This is a genomic window from Amycolatopsis sp. NPDC004169 (assembly GCF_040610315.1).
Lineage (GTDB): Bacteria > Actinomycetota > Actinomycetes > Mycobacteriales > Pseudonocardiaceae > Amycolatopsis.
This window is the reverse complement of sequence record NZ_JBEXMD010000047.1, coordinates 45389-67822: the sequence shown is the minus strand read 5'-3', so window position 1 is coordinate 67822 and position 22434 is coordinate 45389. Positions and strand designations below refer to the sequence as shown.

Below are 22434 nucleotides of genomic sequence, written 5' to 3'. Positions count from 1 at the left end.
ATCAAGCCGGCGTGTTCGCCGGTGGGACAGCGTGTCGCCGCGCGCGGTGGGCGGCCATCCGCACCGGCGCGTTGACCTCGCCGAAGCCGCGGTAGCCGCCGATGCGCTGCACCACTTCGAAGAACACCCGCGCCCCGGCCAGCGCGGTGTGGAAGTGCAGGAACTCGCCGCCGGCGTCCCGGTCGTAGAGCACCGAATGCTCCCGCAGCGCGGCCAGCAGCGAGGGCGGCAGCTCCAGGCGGGCTTCGAGGTCGTCGTAGTAGTTGCCGGGGATGTCCAGCAGCGGCGCGCCGGCCGCCCGCATCGCCGCGGCCGCGGCGAGCGCGTCCGTGCAGGCGAACGCCACGTGCTGCGGTTCGGGCACGGCCGGCGCCCATTCGCCGCGGCGGACCACCGCGGCCGCCAGCGTCAGCCGGACGTCCCCCGCCGCCACCGCCCGGCTGCGCACCAGCCCGAACGGCGCCGCGAACTCCGTCACCGGCGAGGGCGTCAGCCCGAACACCGAGCGGTAGAACAGCGCCGCCTCCTCGAAGTGGTCGAAGGGCTGGGTGAGCGCCACGTGATCGATTCCGAAGACCCCCGCACCGACGGCCGTTTCCCCGGTCGGCACGAAGTCCTCGCGCCAGTCGTCACCGCAGAGGAACACCTGGGTGCCGTCCGGCGCCGCGACCGAGGCGAGATCCGCCTCGTGCGGGCCGCGCACCCGCGGCAGGACCGGCGCCCGCAGCGCTTCAGCCCGGCGGGCCGAGCGCGCCGGGTCGGTGCTGGCCAGCGCGACCGCCCCGACGGCACCGTGCGCGGCACCCCCTTCGTTGACCACCACCCGGGCGTCGCCCTGCTCCCACAGCTCGACCGGCTTGGTGCGGTGCACGCCGGTGCGGGCGAAGCCCAGCGAAGCGAGCACCCGGCCGGCACCGGGATCGGTGACGACCTCGGCGAAGGCGTGCCCGGTGAGCGCGGGCGCGGGCGGCAGGTCGAGCACACCGAGGGACTCCTGCAGCGCCAGCAGCGAGCGCAGCGCGTCGACCGCGGCCGGGCGCGGGTCGGCCTGGCGGAACACGTCGTTGAAGACCTCGAGCGAGAGCGGCCCGCGGTAGCCCGCGGCCAGCACGTGCCCGGTGAACGCCGTCAGGTCGAAGTCGCCCTGGCCCGGGAAGAGCCGGTGGTGACGGCTCCACGGCAGGACGTCCATCGGCAGCTTCGGCGCGTCGGCGAGCTGCAGGAAGAAGATCTTCTCGCCGGGGATCGCGCGGATCGGCGCCGGGTCGTGGCCCTTCGAGAGGATGTGGAAGCTGTCCAGGCAGACGCCGAGCGCGGGGTGCCCGGCGCGGCGGACGATCCGCCAGGCGTGCTCGTAGCCGCTGACGTGCCTGCCCCAGGCCAAGGCTTCGTAGGCGACCCGCATCCCACGTGTCGCGGCCAGCTCGGCCAGTGCGTGCAGCTGCGCGGCCGCCAGCTCGTCGTCGTCGATCGCCTCCGGCGAGACCGACGAGCAGACGAGGATCGTGTCCGTGCCGAGCTCGGCCATGACGTCGAACTTGTGCGCCGCACGGCGCAGGTTGGCCGCGTGCCGCTGCGGCGGGACGGCTTCGAAGTCACGGAACGGCTGGTAGAGGTCGATCGACAGGCCGAGGTCGGCGCAGCGGCGGCGGATCTCGGCCGGGCGCGACGGCGAGACCAGCAGGTCGTTCTCGAACAGCTCGACGCCGTCGAACCCGGCCGCGGCGGCCGCGGCGAGCTTGTCCTCCAGGGTGCCGGAGAGGCAGACGGTGGCGATCGCGGTGCGCGGTTCAGGCGGCACGGGCGGCTTCCCCCTCCAGGGCGTCGAAGTGGCGCAGCATCCGCGCCGGATCCGGTTCGGCGCCGGTGAACAGCCGGAACGACTCGGCGGCCTGCAGCACGACCATGCCCCCGCCGTGCAGCACCCGGCAGCCGCGGGCGCGCGCGGCGGCCAGCAGCGCGGTCTCCAGCGGGCGGTAGACGATGTCGGCCACCCACAGCCGCGGGTGCAGCAGTTCGGCCGGGACCGGCGAGCCGGGGTGGGCGGCCATCCCGGTCGGGGTGGCGTGCACGAGCCCGTCGGCGTGCTCGAGCGCGGTGAGATCGCCGGCTCGGGCGCGGCCCGGGCCGAACCGCTGCACCAGCGCCTCGGCCAGCCGGGCGCTCCGGGCCGCGTCGACGTCGTGCACGGTGAGCCGTCCGGTGCCGAGCGAGAGGAGCGCGTGCCCGACGGCGGCGCCCGCTCCCCCGGCGCCGAGCAGGACGACCTCGTCCATCCGCGCGTCCGGGAGGCCGCGGGTGAGGCTGCGGGCGAACCCGGTCGCGTCGGTGTTGTGGCCGATCGCGCGGCCGTTCCGGAAGACGACGGTGTTGACCGCGCCGAGCGCGGCGGCTTCCGGCGAGAGCTCGTCGAGGTGCGGCAGGACGGCCTGCTTCGCCGGGTGGGTGACGTTGAGGCCGTCGAACCCGGCGAGCCGCGCGGCGGCGAGGACGTCGGCGACCGGGCGGCGCAGCACGTCGAGGTCGAGCAGGCGGTAGACGTAGCGGAGGCCGAGCTCGTCGGCCTCGCGTTCGTGCAGGGCCGGGCTGGCGGACGGCCCGATGCCCGTGCCGACGAGTCCGATCAGGTAGCTGGTCACGCGGCACCCCTCCGCCGTTAATGTACGAACTAGTACGTTCACGGTAGCGTGGCGACCGCCCGTGCGGAAGGGCTGGGCTAGAGTGAGGCCGTCGACCTGCAGCGGAAGGAGCCCGGTGGCCGCACCATCGTCGGAGGCCGAGCGCCAGCGCGACAAGGAACGCACGCGCGCCGACATCCTCGCGGTGGCCACGCGCGAGTTCGCGGACAAGGGCTACACCGGCGCCCGGGTCGACGAGATCGCCGCCCGCACCAGCACGACCAAGCGGATGATCTACTACTACTTCGGCGGCAAGGAACAGCTCTACCTCGCCGTGCTGGAACAGGCGTACTCCGCGCTCCGGGCGTCGGAGCAGCGGCTCGACGTCGAGCACCTGGACCCCGAGGACGCCCTCCGCCAGCTGGCCGCGCTGACCTTCGACCACCACGAGGCGAACCCGGACTTCATCCGGCTGGTCAGCATCGAGAACATCCACCACGCCGAACACCTGTCGCGCTCGGAGATCCTCGCCGGCCTGGCCGACCCGGCGCTCGGCGGGATCACCCGGATCCTCGACCGCGGCCGGAAGGCCGGCCTGTTCCGCGAGGACGTCGACGCACTCGACGTCCACATGCTCATCAGCTCGTTCTGCGTGTTCCGCCTGGCCAACCGCCACACGTTCAAGGCGATCTTCGGCCGCGACATGCTGGACCCGGCCCGGCGGGAGCACTACCGCGCGATGCTGGGCACCCTGCTGATCGAATACCTGACCGCGCGCTGAGCGCTCCGCTCCGCCCGGCAAAAGGATCTCTTGACACCTTGGGTCCGGTCTCGCACTCTCTATTAACTAACTAGACCGTACATTGCTTCCCCGCCGCAGCAACGAAGCACGGACGTCAGGAGCACCTCCCGTGACCGGATCGATGCCCCGCAAGGCGGCGCTGGCCGCCTGGATCGGCAGCGCGCTCGAGTACTACGACTTCTTCATCTACGGCACCGCCGCCGCGCTCGTGTTCGGCAAGGTGTTCTTCCCCGCCTCCTCCCCCGCCACCGGCACCCTGCTCGCGCTGGCCACCTTCGGCGTCGGCTACCTCGCCCGGCCGGTCGGCGCCTTCGTGCTCGGCCACGTCGGCGACCGGTTCGGCCGCAAGCGGGTGCTCGTCTTCACCCTGCTGCTCATGGGCTTCACGACGTTCTGCGTCGGCTGCCTGCCGACGTACGCGAGCGTCGGCGTGCTCGCCCCCGTGCTGCTGGTCGTCCTCCGGCTGCTGCAAGGGCTTTCCGCGGCCGGCGAGCAGGCGGGCGCGAACTCGATGTCCCTGGAACACGCCCCCGAGCACCGGCGGGCCTACTTCACCAGCTTCACCCTGAGCGGCACGCAGGCCGGGCAGATCCTGGCCACCGCGATCTTCCTCCCCGTCGCCGCACTCCCCCAGGCCGACCTGCTGGCCTGGGGCTGGCGGCTGCCGTTCTGGGGCAGCGCACTCGTCGTGGTCGTCGGCTTCGTGATCCGGCGCAAGCTCGACGAGACACCGGTGTTCGCCCGCACCGAGGTGGCGAAACTGCCGGTCGCCCTGCTGTTCCGGGACCACTGGGCGGACGTCCTGCGGGTGGTCGTCGCGGCGACGATCGCCTCGGTGAGCACGATCTTCACCGTCTACGCGCTGAGCTACGCGGTCAACACGATCGGGCTGGCCCGCACCCCGATGCTCTGGGTCGGCGTGCTCGCGAACATCGTCGCGCTGGGGGCGATCCCGCTGCTGGCCGGGGTCGCCGACCGCGTCGGGCGCAAGCCGGTGTTCATCACCGGCTGCCTGGCCTGCGGGGTGCTCATCTTCCCGTACCTGTGGTCGGTTTCGATCGGCTCGTACGCGCTGCTGTTCGTGCTGGGCATCCTGCTCTTCGGGGTGGCCTACTCCGGGGTCAACGGGGTCTGGCCGTCGCTGTACGGCGAGATGTTCACCGCCCGCGTCCGCCTGTCGGGCATGGCGATCGGCACCCAGATCGGCTTCGCGGTCGCCGGCTTCGCCCCCAGCGTCGTGGCGGCGATCGGCTCGGGCAAGGGCGACTGGCTCGGCGTCGCGATCTTCACCGCGGCGGTCTGCGTCGTGGCCGCGCTCGCCGCGGCGACGGCCCGCGAGACCTACCGGGTGCCGACCGCGCAGCTGGGCGCCAAGACGCCCCACGCCGACACACCGTCCACTGTGGTCGCGTCCGCTGTGGACGGTTAGCAGGGGATACCCACCGCCGCGGCCAGAGCGCGAACGGCGGTCCACAGCCCGGCGCCGGCGGTCGCGAGGCCGCCGGCGTCCCGGAGCAGGTCGCGAGCCCGGCGCACCTTCGCGCCCACGCCGGTTCCGCCGTGCACGACGTCCCGGTCGACCTCGTCGAGGGCGTCGTGCACGGCTTCTTTCGTGGCCGGCGGCAGCCGGGCCGCGTCGAGTTCCGCGCGGACCGACCGCACCAGGGCGGCGACCTGCCGCGCGTCGAGGCCGCGGTGGATCTGCTGGTGTCCACCGTGGACGGTGTTGATGTCGCCGTGGACGGCGTTGTTGACCGTTCCGGCCGACACGTCCCCGTGGAAGTGGATGCCGTCCACCTAGCGCCTCCTGTTCCGGCGCCGCTCGCGCGCCGCCTTGGCCATCACCAGCCCGATCGTCGCCACCACCCCGCCGAGCCCGAACAGGGCGAACCCCACCACCCCGAGCGGCACGCCGTCGAAGACGTCCGGGCCCAGCAATGACGGCGGCGTCCCGAACCCGTCCGCGGTGACCGCCTTGACGAACCGGAAGATCACCGACGCCCAGATCGCGATGCCGGCCAGCACCATGAGCAGCCCGAGCACCATGACCGCGCGGCCGGCGCCCCGCCCGGTGGCCAGTTCCGAGATCAGCTGCCCTTCGGGGGTGCTGAACTCGTACTGGTGGTGCTGGCGGTTGTCGTAGCTGTTGTTGACATCGCGCCCGGCGTTGTTGATCGTCCCGGCCGACACGTCACCGAAGGAGACACCGGACGCCGAACGCTGCCAGTTCCGGGTCTGCTGAACCCCGCCCGCACCGTCGGAGTACACCGCGGGGACCGGACCGAACTCGAGCCGGTCGCCGTGGCGGAGCGGGTGGTCCTGCCGCGGTGCCAGCCGCCGCCCGTTGACCCAGGTGCCGTTCCGCGACCCGGCGTCGGCCACCCACGTCCCGCGCGCGTCCTGCCGGATCCAGGCGTGCCGCAGGGAAACCTGGTCGGAGACCAGCCGCAGGTCCGCGTCGGGCCCACGCCCCACCAGCCACGAACCCCGGCGCACCTCCAGGCGCGCCCCGGACCCACCGAGCGTTTCGATCCTCGCCCCGGACATCGGTCTTCCTCCCGCCGCACGGCTCCCTGTTCAGGAAGAGCCGTGCGGCGGCCGGGAGATATCCGGCGAACGGGTGAACCCGTTCAGACCTTCGGGGCGGGGGTGTCCGCGGCCTTCACCCGCTCCAGCAGCAGCTGGGCCACATCGCGGACGTCGACGTTCTCCGCCTTCTGCTCGCTCTGCCGCTGGACCAGCCCGTCGGTCAGCATCACGCGGCAGAACGGGCAGCCCGTCACGATCGTCTCCGCGTCCGTGGCGATCGCCTCGTCCACGCGTTCCAGGTTGATGCGCTTGCCGATCTGCTCTTCCATCCACATCCGGGCGCCGCCGGCACCGCAGCACAGTGCCCGGTCCGCGTGGCGGGGCATCTCCGCCAGCGACGCGCCCGTGGCGCCGACCAGTTCGCGCGGGGGTGTGTAGACCTTGTTGTGGCGGCCCAGGTAGCACGGGTCGTGGTAGGTGACGCGCGGGCCGTCCTCCACCGGCTTCACCGGGGTCAGCTGACCGCCGCGGACCAGGCGGTTGAGCAGCTGCGTGTGGTGGACCACCTCGTAGTGCCCGTCCAGCTGGGGGTACTCGCGGCTCAGGGTGTTCAGGCAGTGCGGGCAGGTCGTGACGATCTTGCGCAGCCGCGGCTCACGGCCCTCGAACACGGCGTTGAGCGTCTCGGCCGTCTGCTGGGCCATCATCTGGAAGAGGAACTCGTTGCCCGCGCGGCGGGCCGGGTCCCCGGTGCAGGACTCCTCCTTGCCGAGCACCACGTACTTCACCCCGGCGATGTGCAGCAGCTCGGCCGTGGCGCGGACGGTCTTGCGCGCGTGGTCGTCGAACGCGCCGGCGCAGCCGACCCAGTAGACGTACTCGACGTCCTCGGCCAGCTCGCCGTCGAACACCGGGACGTCGAAGCCGAGGTCCTTGGTCCACGCGAGCCGCTCGGAGTTGTTCTGGCCCCACGGGTTGCCCTTGGTCTCCAGGTTCTTGAACAGCCCGCCCAGCTCGGTCGGGAACGCCGACTCGATCATCACCTGGTAGCGGCGCATGTCGACGATGTGGTCGACGTGCTCGATGTCCACCGGGCACTGCTCGACGCACGCGCCGCAGGTGGTGCACGACCACAGCACGTCCGGGTCGATGACGCCGCCGTCGTCCTCCGGCCCGACCAGCGGGCGCGCGCCCTCGTGCTCGGTGCCCGCCAGGATGTAGGGCGCCTCCTCGAACAGGTTGTCGCGCAGGTTCATGATGACGAGCTTCGGCGACAACGGCTTGCCCGTGTTCCACGCCGGGCACTGCGACTGGCAGCGGCCGCACTCGGTGCAGGTGGCGAAGTCCAGCATGCCCTTCCAGGTGAAGTCGCCGATCTTGCCGCGGCCGAACGTGTCGTCCTCGCCCGGGTCCTCGAAGTCGATCGGCTTGCCACCGGACTCCATCGGCAGCAGCGGGCCGAGCGCGTCCGGCAGCCGCTTCGCCGAGACGTTGATCGGCGCGACGAAGATGTGCAGGTGCTTGGAGTAGAGCACGATCGACAGGAACACCAGCATCACGCCGATGTGCAGCAGCAGGCCGACGGTCTCCAGCACCTCGGTCGTCGAGTGGCCGAGCGGCTCCAGCAGGTTCCCGACGCCGAGCGAGACGTACGCCCCGTTGTCGTACGGGAAGTTGCCGGAGGCCGACGAGGCGCCGCGGAAGAAGAACATCGTCCAGACGACGTTGAAGATCATGAACAGGATCAGCCAGGCGCCGCCGGTGTGCGAGCCGTAGAAGCGGGACGCGCGGTCCTTGCGCTCGGGGGCGTTCCGGATCCGGATGACGGTGAAGACGCCGAGCGAAACGGCCACGGCGACCGCGATGAAGTCCTGCAGGAACCCGAGCACCGCCCAGTGGCCGATCCACGGGATGGCGAACTTCTCGTCGAACAGCGCGCCGTACGCCTCGAGGTAGACCGAAGCGAGGATCACGAAGCCCCAGAACGTGAAGAAGTGCGCCAGGCCGGGCACCGACCACTTCAGCAGCTTGCGCTGACCGAACACCTCGCGCACCTGTGCGAAGAGCCGGGCACCGAGCTCGCCGGACCGCTTGGTGTCGGGCTGGCCTGCCTTGATCAGCCGGTACAGGAAGGCCACGCGCTTGCCGGCGACGGCGAGGCCGACGACGGTCATGAGCAGGCCGAGGATGAGACGAACGAGCACGAGTCCTCCGGACGTACTTGAAGGACCGGCTCAGTGCGAGCCGGTGTAGTACCGGCACGCCTTGCACGCGTACCGCATCTTCGCGATCCGCCAGTGCTTCCGGTACAGATCGAGGTCGGGCGAGCGCCGGACGCCGAGGCGCTGGTAGCGCCCGGGCCGCCGGCCGGTTTCGTACTGCTCGGTCGCGCGGCCGAGGTGGGCGCGCCGCAGCACGCACCCCCGCGTCCGGCAGCGGCCCAGCGCGGCGCGGCAGAACCGGTGCAGCAGCACGAGGTCGCCGGTCACTTCTTCGACCACGCCGTAGCCGGGGTGGTCACCCGGCCCGGTGAGCCGCACCGGCAGCCCGCAGTACGCGCATTTGAGCGTGCAGGGCAGGCAGCCGGTGAGGTGCCGGATCCGCAGTTCGCGCCGGTCTTCGGAGCCGGGTCCTCGGACGCGCGACGCCATGAAGCCTCCCGGATCGACTGTGATCAGCACCACTGTCTGCTACTGGAGGGTAATGAGGAGGTCACTTCGCGCGACAGGACCGAACAGCCCAGTTTCGCTGAGCTGTTCAGCGTAATTTCCGGAGGAAGGATCACCTTACTGTCCGTACAACGGACACTCAACACCGCGAATCGTACGTTCGGACCTGCTGCCGTCTCCGTGTTCCCCGCCACAATCCGGGCATGACCTACCACCCGGTCCCCTACCGGCCCGCCCGGTTGCCCGAAGACGAAGCGCTCGCCCAGGCCGCCGCGCTGCGCCGGCGGATGGAAGCCCGGCGCTCGGTGCGCATGTTCTCCCCCGACCCGGTCCCCGAACGCGCGGTGCTCGACGCCATCGCGGTGGCCTCCACCGCGCCGAGCGGGGCGCACCAGCAGCCGTGGACGTTCGTCCTGGTGTCGGACCCGCAGGTGCGCCGCCGGATCCGCGAGGCGGCCGAAGCCGAGGAGCGCGTTTCCTACGGCGGCCGGCTCGGCGACGAGTGGCTCGACGCGCTCCGGCCGCTCGGCACGGACGCGGTGAAGCCCCACCTGACCGACGCGCCGTACCTGATCGTCGTGTTCCAGCAACGGTTCGCCCTCGACGAGGACGGCGGCGTCCGCAAGCACTACTACGTCGACGAGTCGGTCGGCATCGCGGTCGGCATGCTGCTCACCGCACTGCAGGTGGCCGGCCTCGCCGCGTTGACGCACACGCCGTCGCCGATGCGGTTCCTCGGGGAGCTGCTGGGCCGCCCGCGCAACGAAAAGGCGTTCGCGGTCATCCCGGTCGGCTACCCGGCCGACGACTGCGTCGTGCCCGACCTGCGGCGCAAGCCCCTCGACGAAGTCCTCGTGCGGATCTGAGCCTCAGCCGGGCAAGCCGTCCGGCAGGCCGGGGAACGCCGGGCCGGACAGCAGGTCCGCGCCCCGGTCCTGCCACCAGGCGGCCTCGTCCGCGGTGCGCACCCCGGCGACCGACACCGCCGCCCCGGCTGTGTGGGCCGCGTCGATCAACGCCGACAGGGGCCCGGTCACCAGCGGGTGGTCCCGCTTGGCGGCCAGGTTCGGCGCGATCCGGACGGCGTGGACCGGGAACTCCGTCAGGCAGGTGGCGTCACCGAAACCGTGGATCTCCGCCCGCACCCCGATCTCCGCCAGCACCTTGAGGTTGTCGGCCGCGTCGCCGCCCTCGGCCGTGAGCGCCGCGGCCGGGAAGCCGGGACGCAAGTGCTCCGGCGGCAGGCCCGTGTCGTCCAGGACGCGGCGGATCTCCCCGACCAGGTCGGGGTCCGCCGCCTGCTGCGCCGTGAGCTCCAGGACCAGCGGCACACCGGCCCCGGACGCGGCCAGCCGCTCGGCCGCCGTGCGCAGCAGCCACGTCCCCAGCGGCAGCGCCAGCCCGGTTTCCGCGGCCAGCCGCACGCAGGTTTCGTGCGGCAGCACGCCTTCGGCCGGGTGGTTCCAGTGCAGCCGCGCTTCGACGCCCGCCACCGCACCGCTCGCCGCGGCCACCAGCACGCGGTAGCGGACTTCGATCTCGCCGTTCTCCCACGCGCCCGCCATCGACGCGGCCAAGCCGAAGTCGTGGCGGTCGCGCCGGTCCAAGTCGCGGTCGAACAGGCCCCACTGGTTGCCCGTCCGCTGGGCGCGTCGCAGGGTCAGGTCCGACGCCTGGAGCAGCTCCGCGGGCGTGATGTCGCGCGGCGGCCGGTGGACGACACCGATGGCGGCCGACACCGCGACCCCGCGCTGCCCGTCGACGTACTCCGCTTCGCCGAGCTCGGTGCCGATCCGGCGGACGAGCGCCACCACGCCCGGCGTCTCGGCCGTGTTCTGCACCAGCACCCCGAACTCGTCCCCGCCGAGGCGGGCCACCAGTGCCTTCTCCGCCTCGAACACCAGCTTCAGCTTGGCGGCGACCCCGCGCAGCACGCGATCGCCGAGCTCCTGGCCGAGCCCGCCGTTGATCCGGGAGAAGCCGTCGAGGTCGAGGTGGAACAGGGTGACCCCGCGCGCCGGATCGGCGTCGCGCAGCAGGGTTTCCAGCCGGGTGCTGAAGAACTGCCGGTTCGGCAGCCCGGTGAGCACGTCGTGCAGGGCCTGGTGGCTCAGCCGCCGCTGCAGCAGCGACACCTCGGTGTCGTCGTCGACGATGGTGAGCAGCTGCCGGGGCGCGCCGGCCGCGTCGCGGATGACCGACGCGGCGAACGTCGCCCACATCGGCTCGCCGTCCTTGCCGACCAGGCGGCGGCCGGCGCGCAGCCGGTGCAGCCGGCCGGCCACCAGTTCGCGGTAGCCGTCCCGCAGCTGCTCGACGTCCTCGGGGTGGACGAGGTCGAACAGCGTGAGAGCGGCGATTTCCGCCGGCGTCCGCCGGAGCGTCTTGGCCAGCGCCGCGTTGGCCCGCAGCACCCGGCCGTCCAGCTCGGTGAGCGCGACGCCGCTGGCCGAGCCGGCGAACACCTCCTCGAACTGCGCGCGGGAGATGACGTGCTTCTGCCGCGTTTCCTGCTCGACCTTGAGCAGCGCGCGGCTCAGGCCCTCCTGCCGCTTCTGGATGTCCTCGCGCAGCATCTCGCCGTAGCCGGAGCTGAACGCGCCGAGCACCAGCACGACCCGCTCGGCCAGCCCGTCGGTCCCGCGCAGCTCGGGCTCGCGCACCAGGGCCTTGCCCAGCACCTCGAGGCTGCGGCGCAGGCTGTCGGCGCCGACGCAGCGCAGTTCGACGAGCCGCCCGCCCGCGTCCGCGGCCGCCGCGAGGTCCGGCGGGTCGCCCGCCACCGCGTCGAACAGCCGCCCGGCCAGGACGCCCAGCTCGCGTTCGATCTCTTCGGGCGTGTGCGGCAGGTAGGCCGTGGTGCTGATCAGGTAGCCCCACTTGCGCGCGAGCGTGCCGAGCCGTTTCGCCGCGCGGTCGGCGGACGGCTTCTTCCGCGGAACGTCGCCGCGGGGTTGGGGAGCAGTCACCTCAGGCTGTCCAAGGGTTCAGTGCGCACCGGACGGGTCAATCGATATATCTTGGCCCGGAATTGCGCGACACGCACGGATTCAGTTACGTCCGATCGAGTGATAACCCTGCGGAGCGATCCCCAGGCTGCCCTGCAGCCAGGAGCGGGTGGCACTGCGGTATTCGCCGGCGTTTTCGTGCAGCGCCACGGAATGCCCCGCGCCGGGGAGCACGTACATCGACAACTTCGACGGGTCCGCGTAGTAGGGCGCTTCCTGCGCGCGCAGCACCGCGGCGTCGGAACAGTCGCGCAACGCCAGCACTCCGCAAAACAGGACGTCTTTTTCTCCCACCACCTGGAAAACCGGTGCGGTGATTCCCCACGTCGCGGGCAGCACGATACCGAACAACGCGACCGTGCCCATCCCGGGAACCGAAACCTGGTCCTTCGTCGCCTCGTCGGCCGCGATCACGGCCGGGTCGGCGTCACCCGCGGCGTAGAACAGGCCGGCCCGCGCGCCTGGCCTCGTCGTGAAGTACAGCGGATCGCTGCCGAGCCGCCCGAGCTGCCCGTCGAGCAGCGCCGGCTGCAGGCCGAGCGCCGCGCCGAGGGCGAGCACGGGCAGCGCGGGCAGGTGCGTGATGCCGGTCAGGACGACCCCGTCGACGTCGTGGTAGGTGGACGCCTCCACGGCGACGATCCCGGACCCGACCGAGTGCCCGACGATGACCACCTTCGCGAACGGGACCCCGCCGACCCGCCCGGCCCGCAGGTGGCCGACCACCTCGTGCATCGATTCGGCGGCCGCCCAGACCGACAGCGGCAGGCTCAGCGGCCGACTGCTGCCCCCGGCGCCGAGCTGGTCGGCGGCGAAGGTCGCGTAGCCGTGCGCGGCCATGTCGCGCTGGTAGGAGTAGCGCTCCGGCTGGTACGGCAGGTCCCAGTACGCGCTGTTGTACGTCCCGCCGTGCACGAGCAGCTGGACGGTGTCGGGGGCATCGCCGGCGGGCAGGCACAGCCGGCCGTGCACGATCGACGGCGCACCCGGCACCAGCGGCGGCAGGCCGGGGCCGGTGACCGGCAGATCCGTGTCGCTGCAGGAGATCGCGGCGGCCTCGGCCGGCACCGCCGCGGTCAGGGACGCGAACAGGATGCCGCAGCCCAGCAACGCCGACGTCACCTTGACGGGCAGCTTCACGCGCACTCCTTCTGGACTCGGACAGGTGAAGGAACTCGGAAACACTACACCCGGTAGCCGAACGCGTACCGTCAGGTCGTGCGCGGCACCACCGTCATCGGAAGCCGGTTCGGCTGCATGGTGGCCTTGATCTGCGCGTACACCTTCCGGCCCGGCACCGGCACCAGCCGCCACCGCGCCCCGATGGTGGCGGCGACGATGGCGATCTCCGTCGGCGCGAACACGTGCCCCGGGCACAACCGGGCACCCGCGCCGAACGGGATGTACGCGCCCTTCGGCAGTTCCGCCGCGCGGCCGGGCGCCCACCGGTCCGGGTCGAACCGGTCCGGCTCGGGGAACCAGCGCGGATCGCGGTGCAGCGTGTGCTGGCTGACCGCGACCTCGCTGCCCGCCGGGATCGCCACCCCGCCCAGCTCGACGTCCTCCCGCGCGCGGCGCATCAGGATCAGCGGCGGGGTGCGGCGGACGATCTCGTTGACGATCTGGTGCGTGTACGCGAGGTCGGGCAGGTCCTCGAAGCGCGCGGGACGGCCGCCGAGGACTTCGTCGACCTCGGCGTGGAACCGCCGCTCGACGTCCGGATGCTGCCCGAGCTCGTGGAAGAACCAGGCGAGCGCGACAGCGGTGGTCTCGGCGCCGGTGGTCAGGATGGTGATGACCTCGTCGTGGACCTGGCGGTCGGACATGCCCTCGCCGGTGTCCTCGTCGCGGGCCAGCAGCAGCATCGAGAGCAGGTCGCCGTGATCGGCGCCGGTTTCCCGGGCCGCGACCACGGTTTCGCCGATCACCTCGCGCAGGCGCGCCGCGGCGGCGTCGAACCGCCGGTTGGGCGGGATCGGCAGCTTCTCGACGAACTTCGGGGAGAACGCCCGGACCAGCACGTACTTGAGCATGATCGGGATCGAGCGGCGGATCTCGGCCAGTGCGTCTTCGCCCAATGCGGTGGAGAACAACGTCTGCCCGGCGATGGTCAGCACCAGGTCCTGCATCCGCCGGTCGAACTCGACGACTTCGCCGGGCCGCCACGAACTCGCCAGGTCGTCGGCCAGCTTCGTCATGGTGTGCTCGGCGTAGCCGGCGATCCGCGTGCGGCCGAAAGCGGGCATCACCAGCCGGCGCTGGCGGCGGTTGAGCTCGCCGTTCGAGGTGGCCAGGCCATCGCCGAAGAGCGGGCGCATCTTGTCGAAGACCAGGCCCTTGTCGAACTTGTCGGCGTCGGTGGCCAGCAGCTGCCAGGCCGGCTCCGGCGTGGTGACCACGTGCACCGGCAGCGGACCGAGGTGGATCTTGACGACTTCTCCGTGTGCCGGAAGGGAAGTGAAGAACCCGAGCGGGTTGCGCAGCAGCGGCAGCGTGTGCCCGAGCAGGGGCCACCGGCCGGGAACGGGACGCGCGTTCGTCATGGCCTCGCCTCCCTCGTGACCGGGACACCTTAGCCGGGGCCCGGCCGGCGGGAGCGCGAGTCCACACGAACGGGTGAGAGGACTAAGCTCCGTGCCTCGAGCGTCCGCGAGGGTGGGAGGTCCCGTGACCGGAGAACTGAGCTGGGTACCGCCGGAGATCGACACCACGGTGCCGAACCCGGCCCGGGTGTACGACTTCTGGCTGGACGGCGACCACAACTTCGCGGCCGACCGGGCGCTGGGTGAACAGATCCTGAAGATCATGCCGGGCATCCGCGACGCGGCCCGGCTCAACCGCGCGTTCCTCCGCCGCGCCGCCCGCGCCATGGTGGACGCCGGGGTCCGGCAGTTCCTCGACGTCGGCTCCGGCATCCCGACGGTCGGCAACCTGCACGAGATCGTCCAGCAGCTCGACCCGGCCTGCCGGGTGGTCTACGTCGACCGCGAACCGGTCGCCGTGGCGCACAGCGAACTGCTGTTGCAGGGCAACGACAACTGCGCGGTGCTGCAGGCCGACCTGCGCGACGTCAACGACATCTTCGACGCCGAGCCGGCCCGCCGGCTGCTCGACCCGGACCAGCCGACCGGCGTGTTCATGTTGCTGCTGCTGCACTTCGTCCCCGATTCCTGGGACCCGGCCGGCATCCTGGCCCGCTACCGCGACCGGCTCGCCCCGGGCAGTTTCCTGGCCCTCACCCACGTCGCGGCGGATTCCGGTTCGGCGGGCCTCGACGAGGCGATCGAGGTGTACACGGAACGGCAAAACCAGCAGAACCGGCCGTTCCCGCGCACGCACGACCAGGTGCTCCGGTTCTTCGAGGGCTTCGACCTCGTCGAACCGGGCCTGGTCGGCTGCGCGATGTGGAACCCCGAAGGGGTGGGCGACGTGTCCGACACCCACCCCTCGGTCAACTCGCTCCCCTACGCCGGGGTCGGCCGGAAACCGTAGATCACTTCAGCGAGAAGCTCGCCAGGTTCACCGGACCGTCGAAGGTCAGGTACACGTCGTGGCGCCCGCTCGCCTTCGCCAGGGCCGCCGTCACCGTGGCGTACGCGTACCGGTCGCCGGTGCCCGGGACCGAAGCCGTGCCCAGGACCGGGCCGGTCGGCGAGTCCAGGCGGACCGTGACCTTCGACGGCGTCAGCGCGGACACCGTGGCCGAGAACCGCACCGGACCGTTCAGCGCCACATCCCGGTACGCCACCCAGCTCCCGGCGATACCCGCGACCGAGGTGCCGGAGACCTTCGACGTGTCCGTCAGCGTCGTCCCGGAGTAGTCGTCGAAGTTCTGGGCCTGCGTCGGACGGCTCAGGTCGCGCGGCTGCGGCCGTTCTCCCGGGACGTGAACCGGCTGCGGCGCCGAAAGCTCGGAAGCGTTGCGGCCCACCGAGAACTCGTGGACGCCGGCCGCCACCACGGACCGCTCGCGCGAGACGTCCCAGGTCGCCAGGTCCGCCACCGGCACCTCGAACCGCACCGTGCGTGTCTCCTTCGGGGCCAGGGCCACCTTGGCGAAGTCCCGCAACCGCTGCACGCCGGCGTTCTTCGAGTACAGCTGGACGACGTCGCTGCCGGACCGGGCTCCGGTGTTCGTCACATCGACGCTGACCCGGACCTCGTCCCCGGCACGCACCGCACGCACCCGGTCGTACCGGAAGCCGGTGTAGCTCAGCCCGTAGCCGAACGGGAACAGCGGCTTCCCGCGGTAGTACTGGTAGGTCAGCCCGGTCTTGGCGATGTCGTAGTCCAGGATGCCCGGCAGGCCGGCGTCGGAGGCGTACCAGGTCTGGGTCAGCCGCCCGCCCGGGTCCTGGTCGCCGAAGAGCACGTCGGCGACCGCGTGCCCGGTTTCCTGCCCGGCGTGGCTGGTCCACAGGATGCCGGGTACCGAGAGCGTGTCCCAGCCGGTCGTCGGGTAGCTGTTCTCCACCACGACGACCGTGTGCGGGTTCGCCTTCTGCACCGCTTCGATCAGCGCGCGCTGCGCCGGGGCGAGCTCGGTGCTCGTGCGGTCGTCGGCCTCACGGCCGTTGATGAACGGCATGCTGCCGACCACGACGACGGCCGTGTCCGCGCCCTCGGCCGCGGCGACCGCGCTGCCGACGCCACTGGTCAGCACGTCCCGGCCGAACTTCGTCGCGTGCGCGGCGTCCGGGGCCGAGATCGTCAGGACCCCGTCGGCGCCGACGACGGCGAACCTGTTCGGGCCGAACCACGGCTCGTTCACCTCGTTGCCCGCGTACTCGAGCACATAGCTGCCGTCGGGCTGGGCGTCGAGCTTCAGCTGCTGCTGCACGAACCAGCCTGCCGGCTGGTCGACGTCGTTGACCAGCGCGCCCCCGGAGTAGCTGAGGAACTTGCCGTTGGCGGCCGCGCGCAGGGTGTTCTTGCCCGCGCCCCAGTCGTAGACGTCGAAGGACTCCGCGGTACCCGCGACGGTGCCGCCGGCGGTGATCTTGCCGGTGGTCGCGGGAGCCGTGAGGTACCGGCCGGTGGCAAGGTCCTTCAGAGCGATCCGGTCGACGCCTTCGGACGAGGCGACCGTGCCCGCCGAGCCGAGCCGCTCCTTGATGCCCTGCACCGGCGTGACCTTGTACTGCATCGCGCCGGCGTACCAGTCTTCGTACAGGGTGTTCGAAAGCGGGCCGACGACCGCGATCTTCTTGTTCTTCGCGGCGTCCAGCGGCAGCGCGGGGCCGTTGTTGCGCAGCAGCACCATCTGCGCAGCGGCGGCCTTGCGCGCCAGTGCCTGGTGCTCGGGCGAGCCGATGACCGCCGGGGTGATCTTCGCGTAGGGGTTGCGGCCCGGCGGGTCGAACTCGCCGAGCCGGAACCGCAGCGACAGCAGGTGGCGGTCGGCGTTCTCGACGTCGGCCATGGTCAGGAACCCCTTGGCCAGTGCCTCCTTGACCGCCGCCACGGTGATCGAGCCGTCGGTGTCGTTGTCGGTGAAGCTGTCGAGCCCCGCCTTGATCGCCGCCGCGTCCGCTTCGGCCTTGGTGGCGTAGTACTTCTCGGAGTTGACCAGGTTGGAGGGCGCGCCGGCGTCGCTGACGACGGCGATGTCCTGCGGCGCCCACTTGCGCAGCGCGCCGTCGAGGTCCGGGCTCACGTGGTTGGGCCGGCCGTTGACCAGGTTGTACGACGGCATCACGGCGTTGGCCGCGCCCGCCCGCAGCGGGATCTTGAACGCCTGCTCGTCGTAGTCGTGCAGGATCTTCGGCGGCACCGAGGAGTTGCTGGTGTCGCGGTTGGCTTCGTTGTTGTAGGCGAGGAAGTGCTTCAGCGTCGGGGCGGCCTGCAGGTACCGCGGGTCGTCCCCCTGCATGCCGCGGCCGTAGGCCACCGCCGTCTTCCCGGTCAGGTAGGGGTCTTCGGAGTAGCCCTCTTCGTTGCGGCCCCACCGCGGGTCGCGCAGCAGGTTCACCACCGGGGCCCACAGGTTCAGGCCCCACAGCGTCGGGTTGCGGGCGTTGAAGCCGCGCGCTTCCTGCCCGACCGCCGCACCCACCTGCTTGACCAGCGCCGGATCCCACGTACTGGCCAGCCCGATCGCCTGCGGGAACACCGTGCCGTCGGCCTTCACGACCGCGCCCTTGTTGTCGTAGTCCGTCGACCAGGCCACGCCGTGCAGGGCTTCGGTGCCGGTCTTGAACACGCCGATGCCCAGCCGCGGGATGGCCGGTTCGTACTGGTGCAGCAGCGAGATCTTCTCGTCCGCGGTCAACCGGGACAGCAGGTCGTCGATCCGCGTGGCCAGGGGCAGCGACGGGTCGCGGAACGGGGGTGGCGGGGCCGCGAACGCCGGTGACGGCGTCACCAGCAGGGTCGCGGCCACCGCCGGGACGAGGGCACGGCGGAAGAAGGACAAGCGCACGGACGGCCTCCGATTCGTCGAATCGTTTCGACGGCGCGGCGCGGAACATTCGCGTCGAACGGCGGGGAACCCGACGACTATTACAGTCGTGTGAGCGGGAGGTCAAGACATGCTGAAAACGCTCCCAGACTTCTCGCCCGACCGCGGCGATGGTGGCTCTGAGCTGCATAAAGATCCTTCAACAGGTGCTTTCGACGATTTCGACGAACAGGCTTGTTGTCGAATAACCGTCGAATACCCGCAACCGGCGAATGATGCTTGTGTTTCCGGCGGGTGTCACTTACCTTCGTGCCATCGTCGATGCGCTTCGACAGCTGCCAGCCCCGTCCCCAGGAGGCCGCCCGTGGTCACGATCAACGACGTCGCCAACGCGGCCGGGGTCGCCCCCAGCACGGTGTCGTACGTGATCAGCGGCAAGCGCTCGATCTCGCCGAAAACCCGGCGGCTGGTCGAGGACAGCATCCGCAAGCTCGGCTACCACCCGCACGCCGGGGCGCGGGCGCTGGCCAGCAGCAAGACCAACGTGCTCGCCCTGGTCGTGCCGCTGCGCACGGACCTCAACGTCGCCGTCGTGATGGAGTTCGTCGCCTCGGCGGTCACCGCGGCCCGCGCGCACGACCACGACCTGCTGCTGCTCACCAAGGACGAAGGACCGGCGGCACTGCAGCGGGTGGCGTCCTCGGCGATCGCCGACGCGCTGATGGTGATGGACGTCGAAGCCGCCGACCCGCGGGTGCCGATGCTGCTGGCGCTCGACCTGCCGGTGGTGCTGATCGGCGTACCCGACCACCCGGCCGGGCTCAGCTGCGTGGACCTCGACTTCACCTCGGCCGCTTCGACGTGCGTCGCGCACCTGGCCGAGCTGGGCCACCGCTCGATCGCGCTGATCGGCCCGTCCCCCGCCGTCTACCGGCGTGGCACGAGCTACGCGACGCGGTTCCTGCGCGGCTTCGACGAAGCCGCGAAGAGCCGTGACGTGCGTACGGCTTCCCGGGCGTGCGCGCATTCCTACGAAGCGGTGAGCGCCTGCGTCGGCGAGCTGCTCGCCGCCGATCCCGGCTTGACCGGCCTCGTCGTGCACAACGAGGCCGTGCTGCCCGGGCTGCTGTCGGACCTGCGCCACCGCGGCCTGCGGGTGCCCGAGGACATCTCGGTGATCGCCGTGTGCCCGGACAGCATGGCCGAGCAGCACGCCGTCGCGCTGACCAACGTGGCCATCCCGGCCGAGGAGGTCGGCACCCAGGCCGTCGAAATGACCATGCGCCGGCTCGCCGGCCACACCACCCCGGAGGTCCGCCTGCTCGGGCCCCGCCTCACCCGGCGCGAGAGCACCGCCGCGCCGCGCGCCTAGACCGACCGGTTCTGCTCCGCCGTCGAAGGAGAATCACCATGACCTCGATTCGTCGCGCCCTCGTGCTGACCGCGGGCGCCGCTCTGCTGGCCGGCTGCAGCCCCAGCCCGACGGCCCCGGCCGCGCCGGGCGGTGCCGACGCCCCGGCCGCCACGTCGATCACCGAGCTCGACTACTACGCCGACGAACAGGGGTCGGCCGCCTGGCAGAAGATCCTCGACACCTGCGCCGCGCAGACCGGGATCAAGATCGAGCGCCAGAAGGTGCCGACCAACCAGATGCTGCCGAAGGTGCTGCAAAGCGCCAGTTCGAAGACACTGCCCAACCTGCTCTTCACCGACAACCCGACGCTGCAGCAGGTCGCCGCCACCGGCGCGCTGACCCCGCTGAGCGACTACGGCATCAGCACCGACGGCTACTACGACAGCATCGTGAAGGCCGGGACCCACCAGGGCAAGGTGTACGGTGTCGCCCCCGGCGTCAACGGCCTCGCGCTGATCTACAACAAGGACCTGCTGCAGGCCGCGGGGGTCGAGCCGCCGAAGACGTGGGACGAGCTGAAGACCGCCGCGGCGAAGCTGACCAAGGACGGCAAGTACGGGCTCGCGTTCTCGGCCATCCCGTCCGAGGAGGGCACCTGGCAGTTCCTCCCGTTCTTCTGGAGCAACGGCGCGGAACTGTCCCAAGTGGACTCACCGAAGGCGGCCCAGGCGCTGCAGTACGTCACCGACCTGGTGAACTCGGGTTCGGCGTCGAAGTCGGTGGTGACCTGGAACCAGAACGACGTCGCCGACCAGTTCGTCGGCGGCAACGCGGCGATGATGATCAACGGGTCGTGGAACATCGCCCGGCTCGACGAGCAGAAGTCGCTGCACTACGGCGTCGTGCCGATCCCGGTGCCGCAGGACGGCGGCAAGCCGGTGGTCGCCCTCGGCGGCGAGGTCGGCACCGTCCCGGTGACCACCGGGCCCGCCCAGCAGGCCGCCGGCAAGGTGCTCTCCTGCATCCTCTCCGAGCCGACGATGGTCGAGTGGAGCAAGGCGCACGCCTACATCCCGTCGAAGACGGCCGTGGCGCAGAAGTTCGGCGCGGACCAGCCGGCGATGCAGGCGTTCGTCGACGAGGTCGGCACCGCCCGCTCCCGCACCGCCGAACTCGGCGAGAAGTACCCGAAGGTTTCGCAGGCGCTGGCCGACGCGCTCCAGGCGGCGCTGACCGGCAAGACCCCGGTCGACCAAGCCCTCGAGGCCGCCCAGCAGGCGAGCGGCTCGTGACGCTCGCCGCCGCCCCGGCGGTCTCGGCGGCCCCCCGCGCGAACCGGAAGTCCCGCCGGGACAACCGGTTCGCCGCGTGGGCGTTCCTGCTGCCCGCCCTGGCCTACGTCATCGTGTTCTTCGGCTACCCCCTGGTCGCGAACCTGGTGATGAGCACCCAGGACTACACGGTGAAGTCCTTCTACACCGGCGAAGCACCGTTCGTCGGCCTCTCGAACTACTCCGCCGTGCTGAACAACCCGTTGTTCTCGACGGCGGCGCTCAACACGGTGCTGTTCACCGCCGGGTCGCTCGTCTTCCAGTTCGGCATCGGCCTGGCGCTCGCGGTGTTCTTCAACGGCCGCTTCCTCGGCAGCGCGCTGCTGCGGTCGCTGCTCCTGCTGCCGTGGCTGCTGCCGCTGGTGGTCAGCGGCGCGGTCTGGCGGTGGATGTTCGACCAGGACCACGGCGTGCTCAACGCGGGCCTGCGGTTCCTGGGCTTCGACGCGGTGCCGTGGCTGAGCAGCACGAGCTGGGCGCTGCCGGCGGTGATCCTGACCAACATCTGGATCGGCATCCCGTTCAACCTGGTGATCCTGCACGGCGGGCTGCGCGCGATCCCGGCGTCGCTCTACGAAGCCGCGGCGCTGGACGGCGCCGGGGCGTGGCAGCGGTTCCGGCACGTCACCTGGCCGCTGCTGCGGCCGGTCACCGGGATCGTGCTGATGCTCGGGCTCGTCTACACGATCAAGGTGTTCGACGTGATCATGGTGGTCACCGGCGGCGGGCCGGCCAACGCGACACAGACGCTGACCACGTGGTCGTACCGGCTGTCCTTCCAGGACTTCGCGTTCGGGCAGGGCGCGGCGGTCGGCAACGTCCTCATCGTGGTGGCGACGCTCTTCGGGCTGCTCTACCTGCGCTCGGCGAAGGCGACCCTGGCGGAGGCGGCATGAAGACGGCGAACTGGCCGCGGACCGCGCTCGGCGTGCTGATCGTCGCGGTGCTGCTGTTCCCGCTGTACTGGATGGTCAACGCTTCGCTGCAGCCCAGCGGCGCCCTGCTGCGCCCGGACCCGGCGTTCTTCCCGGTCGGCGGCACCCTGGACGGGTATCGCAAGGCCTTGTCCTCCCAAGGGCCGCACCTGCTCTCCAGCGTCGTCGTCGCGCTCGGCACGGTGGCCGTGTCGCTGCTCGTGGCGGCCCCGGCGTCGTACGCGCTGGCCCAGCTGAAGGTGCGCGGCGGGCCGGTGCTGGTGTTCGTCCTGCTCATCGTGCAGATGATCCCGGGCATCGTGATGGCCAACGCGCTCTACACCGTGTTCAGCAACCTCGGCCTGATCGACAACTACCTCGGTCTGGTGCTCGCCGACTCGACCGCGACCATCCCGTTCGCCGTCCTCCTGCTGCGGGCGTTCATGATCTCCGTGCCGAAGGAGCTCACCGAAGCGTCCCGGGTGGACGGTGCCGGGTACTGGCGCACGTTCTCCTCGATCATCCTGCCGGTCAGCCGCAACGCCCTCGTCACCGCCGGGCTGTTTTCGTTCCTGTTCGCCTGGGCCGACTTCCTGTTCGCCGTCACGCTGACCACCGGGCAGTCGTTCGAACCCATCACCGTGGGCATCTACCGGTTCGTCGGCAACCAGTCCGCCGACTGGAACGGGATCATGGCCACCGCCGTCCTCGCCGCGATCCCCGCGGCCGTCCTGCTGGTCGTCGCCCAGCGCTACGTCGTCGCCGGGCTGACCAGCGGCGCCGTCAAAGACTAGTTCTTCCCAAGGAGA

The 22434-nt window shown here is 71.3% G+C and carries 18 protein-coding genes; 8 read left to right on the top strand and 10 right to left on the bottom strand.

The genetic code is table 11. The annotated features are described in order from the left end of the window. Position 1: 1 nt before the first annotated feature. The gene (locus ABZX11_RS40670; RefSeq protein ID WP_354923715.1) at positions 2-1801 is read right to left on the bottom strand and encodes a TIM barrel protein; all 1800 of its coding nucleotides are present in this window, start codon (positions 1799-1801) and stop codon (positions 2-4) included. Next, positions 1791-2639, bottom strand: coding sequence for a shikimate dehydrogenase (locus ABZX11_RS40665; RefSeq protein ID WP_354923713.1), 849 nt, complete (start codon positions 2637-2639; stop codon positions 1791-1793). The genes ABZX11_RS40670 and ABZX11_RS40665 overlap by 11 nt, the downstream gene beginning before the upstream one ends. A 115-nt stretch (positions 2640-2754) precedes the next feature. On the opposite strand from ABZX11_RS40665, the gene ABZX11_RS40660 reads away from it, so the two are divergent. Together ABZX11_RS40660 and ABZX11_RS40655 are read left to right on the top strand one after the other, a co-directional pair. Next, on the top strand, positions 2755-3399 hold the full coding sequence (locus ABZX11_RS40660) for a TetR/AcrR family transcriptional regulator (protein ID WP_176169904.1): 645 nt from the start codon (positions 2755-2757) through the stop codon (positions 3397-3399). Positions 3400-3529: 130 nt separating this feature from the next. Then, positions 3530-4849, top strand: coding sequence for an MFS transporter (locus tag ABZX11_RS40655; protein ID WP_354923711.1), 1320 nt, complete (start codon positions 3530-3532; stop codon positions 4847-4849). On the opposite strand, the gene ABZX11_RS40650 is transcribed toward ABZX11_RS40655, so the two are convergent. From ABZX11_RS40650 to ABZX11_RS40635, 4 genes are all read right to left on the bottom strand, one after another. After that, entirely contained in the window at positions 4846-5217 is a 372-nt protein-coding gene (locus ABZX11_RS40650) for a hypothetical protein (protein WP_176169905.1), read from the bottom strand. The genes ABZX11_RS40655 and ABZX11_RS40650 overlap by 4 nt on opposite strands. Then, positions 5218-5967: an FHA domain-containing protein gene (locus ABZX11_RS40645; protein ID WP_354923709.1), complete on the bottom strand. Its 750-nt coding sequence runs from the start codon at positions 5965-5967 to the stop codon at positions 5218-5220. A gap of 83 nt (positions 5968-6050) precedes the next feature. Continuing rightward, entirely contained in the window at positions 6051-8153 is a 2103-nt protein-coding gene (locus ABZX11_RS40640; protein ID WP_354923707.1) for a (Fe-S)-binding protein, read from the bottom strand. 30 nt (positions 8154-8183) lie between these two features. Next, complete coding sequence (locus ABZX11_RS40635; protein WP_176169908.1) at positions 8184-8600, bottom strand: hypothetical protein; 417 nt, start codon at positions 8598-8600, stop codon at positions 8184-8186. Positions 8601-8821: 221 nt separating this feature from the next. On the opposite strand from ABZX11_RS40635, the gene ABZX11_RS40630 reads away from it, so the two are divergent. Next, positions 8822-9484 carry a nitroreductase family protein gene (locus ABZX11_RS40630; protein WP_354923705.1) on the top strand — a complete coding sequence of 221 codons (663 nt, stop codon included), beginning with the start codon at positions 8822-8824 and terminating at the stop codon, positions 9482-9484. 3 nt (positions 9485-9487) lie between these two features. Here ABZX11_RS40630 and ABZX11_RS40625 read toward each other — a convergent pair whose 3' ends face one another. From ABZX11_RS40625 to ABZX11_RS40615, 3 genes are all read right to left on the bottom strand, one after another. Next, positions 9488-11587, bottom strand: coding sequence for an EAL domain-containing protein (locus ABZX11_RS40625; protein WP_354923703.1), 2100 nt, complete (start codon positions 11585-11587; stop codon positions 9488-9490). 81 nt (positions 11588-11668) lie between these two features. Further along, positions 11669-12766, bottom strand: a complete 1098-nt coding sequence (locus ABZX11_RS40620) for an alpha/beta fold hydrolase (RefSeq protein WP_176169911.1) — start codon at positions 12764-12766, stop codon at positions 11669-11671. A 71-nt stretch (positions 12767-12837) separates the two neighbouring features. Continuing rightward, positions 12838-14169, bottom strand: coding sequence for a cytochrome P450 (locus ABZX11_RS40615; protein ID WP_354923701.1), 1332 nt, complete (start codon positions 14167-14169; stop codon positions 12838-12840). Between the two features lie 124 nt (positions 14170-14293). On the opposite strand from ABZX11_RS40615, the gene ABZX11_RS40610 reads away from it, so the two are divergent. Next, the gene (locus ABZX11_RS40610) at positions 14294-15118 is read left to right on the top strand and encodes an SAM-dependent methyltransferase (protein ID WP_176169913.1); all 825 of its coding nucleotides are present in this window, start codon (positions 14294-14296) and stop codon (positions 15116-15118) included. Position 15119: 1 nt separating this feature from the next. Here ABZX11_RS40610 and ABZX11_RS40605 read toward each other — a convergent pair whose 3' ends face one another. After that, positions 15120-18047, bottom strand: a complete 2928-nt coding sequence (locus tag ABZX11_RS40605) for a glycoside hydrolase family 3 C-terminal domain-containing protein (RefSeq protein WP_354923699.1) — start codon at positions 18045-18047, stop codon at positions 15120-15122. Positions 18048-18390: 343 nt separating this feature from the next. Here ABZX11_RS40605 and ABZX11_RS40600 point away from each other — a divergent pair, with 343 nt between their 5' ends. From ABZX11_RS40600 to ABZX11_RS40585, 4 genes are read left to right on the top strand one after another with little or no spacing between them, the layout of a single operon-like run. Beyond that, positions 18391-19398 carry a LacI family DNA-binding transcriptional regulator gene (locus tag ABZX11_RS40600; protein WP_354923697.1) on the top strand — a complete coding sequence of 336 codons (1008 nt, stop codon included), beginning with the start codon at positions 18391-18393 and terminating at the stop codon, positions 19396-19398. Between the two features lie 38 nt (positions 19399-19436). Beyond that, positions 19437-20672: a sugar ABC transporter substrate-binding protein gene (locus tag ABZX11_RS40595; RefSeq protein ID WP_354923695.1), complete on the top strand. Its 1236-nt coding sequence runs from the start codon at positions 19437-19439 to the stop codon at positions 20670-20672. Then, positions 20669-21607: a sugar ABC transporter permease gene (locus ABZX11_RS40590; protein ID WP_176169917.1), complete on the top strand. Its 939-nt coding sequence runs from the start codon at positions 20669-20671 to the stop codon at positions 21605-21607. The genes ABZX11_RS40595 and ABZX11_RS40590 overlap by 4 nt, the downstream gene beginning before the upstream one ends. Next, positions 21604-22419: a carbohydrate ABC transporter permease gene (locus ABZX11_RS40585; protein WP_176169918.1), complete on the top strand. Its 816-nt coding sequence runs from the start codon at positions 21604-21606 to the stop codon at positions 22417-22419. The genes ABZX11_RS40590 and ABZX11_RS40585 overlap by 4 nt, the downstream gene beginning before the upstream one ends. Positions 22420-22434 lie beyond the last annotated feature (15 nt).

Excerpts from the sequence above, each read along its gene's own strand:
- ABZX11_RS40645 (WP_354923709.1), bottom strand. The coding sequence starts at position 5,967 with ATGTCCGGGGCGAGGATCGAAACGCTCGGTGGGTCCGGGGCGCGCCTG.
- ABZX11_RS40635 (WP_176169908.1), bottom strand. The coding sequence starts at position 8,600 with ATGGCGTCGCGCGTCCGAGGACCCGGCTCCGAAGACCGGCGCGAACTG.
- ABZX11_RS40630 (WP_354923705.1), top strand. The coding sequence starts at position 8,822 with ATGACCTACCACCCGGTCCCCTACCGGCCCGCCCGGTTGCCCGAAGAC.
- ABZX11_RS40615 (WP_354923701.1), bottom strand. The coding sequence starts at position 14,169 with ATGACGAACGCGCGTCCCGTTCCCGGCCGGTGGCCCCTGCTCGGGCAC.
- ABZX11_RS40595 (WP_354923695.1), top strand. The coding sequence starts at position 19,437 with ATGACCTCGATTCGTCGCGCCCTCGTGCTGACCGCGGGCGCCGCTCTG.
- ABZX11_RS40585 (WP_176169918.1), top strand. The coding sequence starts at position 21,604 with ATGAAGACGGCGAACTGGCCGCGGACCGCGCTCGGCGTGCTGATCGTC.